The organism is Massilia sp. MS-15, from assembly GCF_020176695.1.
GTDB classification, from domain to species: domain Bacteria; phylum Pseudomonadota; class Gammaproteobacteria; order Burkholderiales; family Burkholderiaceae_D; genus Telluria; species Telluria hydrophila.
On the sequence record NZ_JAIWIA010000095.1, the window covers coordinates 1 to 1,437 of the forward strand.

Below are 1,437 nucleotides of genomic sequence, written 5' to 3' on the forward strand. Positions count from 1 at the left end.
TAACAAAGGTGGTAAAAATGAAATTCAGGATTCCGAAGCGTCGGGCCCACATGCCTGAAGAAGCTCATTTGATTACCTTCTGCAATGCTCTCGACAAGAGCATCCCGGTCCTGAGGACGGCTTTCCTGGTTGCAGGGATCCTGGCCACAGGCATGGGCATGAACAGAGCCGGCGACTTTCTGTTCGTCACTGGCCTGCTGTTGCAGTTCTCGATCTGGTTCGAGAATTGGTGGGTAGTGCGGCGTCAGCGCTGATACCGGACCTCAGTCCGGTATCGAAGAAGTTCAGGCGCTGGTAGAAATAACCGTATCAGCGCTACGGCCAGCGAAGCTCCAGCGGCCGTGCACAAGACGGCGATACGCCACGATGTAGAGCGCCAGCTGGGCCAGCACGATCGCCAGGGCGACCGATGCCGAAGCGCCAGCGATCACGCTGACCGCCACGCACAGTGCCACCACCGGAGCAATGAAACAGACCACGCTCGCATTGCGATTCCACGGACGGCTGGCATCGCGGCGCACGCGCTGGAATACCACCCTGCGGAACACCAGCGTATGCAGGTGCAGCGCATCCGGCGCTCCCGGGCTGACTTTCTTGATCACGCGCCGGCGATACATGCTGAACAGCACCTCGATCACCGGGTAGGCGCAGATCGCCAGTACCTGCCAGGCATTCACTTCCGGATGACGCACCAGCAGCAAGACGGCCATCTCCGACACCAGGAAGCCCAGGAAATATGCCCCACCATCCCCCAGGAACAGCTTCCCGAATGGATAGTTCAGCACCAGGAAGCCCAGCGTCGTACCGATGCACAGTGCGCCCAGCGCCATGACTAGCTGATCGCCCTGCTGGAGCCCGACGGCAGCGAGGCCGGCGGACATGATGATGATCGTGCTTCCCGACAAACCATTAAAGCCGTCGATGATGTTGATCGCGTTCGAACCACCGGACACCACCACGGCCGTGACCACGATAGCGAATGGGGCGAAGGCCAGCAGAGTATCCACCCCCCACAGGTCGAGTTCGGTCACGGTCGCACCCAGCACGGCACTGGCAACCATGGCGCTGACAGCGGTTGCCATCAGGCGCACGCGCACCGATACCCGCTTGGTGAAATCCTCGATCAGGCCGGCCAGGAATGCGGGCAGGCTGGCAAGCAGCAGCAACCGGACGCCGGCCGAGTCGGTCGCGTCGATGCCAACAGGCACCAGCAGTTGAAACAGCGCCAGTCCCAGCAGAACGCCGGCGATGACACCTATTCCGCCGATACGCGGCACGGCTGTGGTATGCACCTTCTGCACGCCGTTCAGGTCATGGTCGTGCGAGAGCTTGCCATGCCACTTCTGCGACAGCACGATCAACAGGCACACTGCAAAACTGACGGCGAACGCCGCCACGCCAAGTCCAACTTGATGATATTCCGACATTTAATATCGC

2 protein-coding genes are annotated in these 1,437 nt (G+C 60.7%); one reads left to right on the forward strand and one right to left on the reverse strand.

Annotation, left to right across the window (positions count from 1 at the left end; translation table 11 throughout):
- Window positions 1-254: hypothetical protein (locus LCI23_RS20415; protein ID WP_224948272.1), on the forward strand; the 254-nt coding region annotated here is incomplete at its 5' end.
- A 30-nt stretch (window positions 255-284) separates the two neighbouring features.
- Here LCI23_RS20415 and LCI23_RS20420 read toward each other — a convergent pair.
- Entirely contained in the window at window positions 285-1,427 is a 1,143-nt protein-coding gene (locus LCI23_RS20420; protein WP_224948273.1) for a glycosyltransferase, read from the reverse strand.
- Between the last annotated feature and the right edge of the window lie 10 nt (window positions 1,428-1,437).

Excerpts from the sequence above, each read along its gene's own strand:
- LCI23_RS20420 (WP_224948273.1), bottom strand. The coding sequence starts at position 1,427 with ATGTCGGAATATCATCAAGTTGGACTTGGCGTGGCGGCGTTCGCCGTC.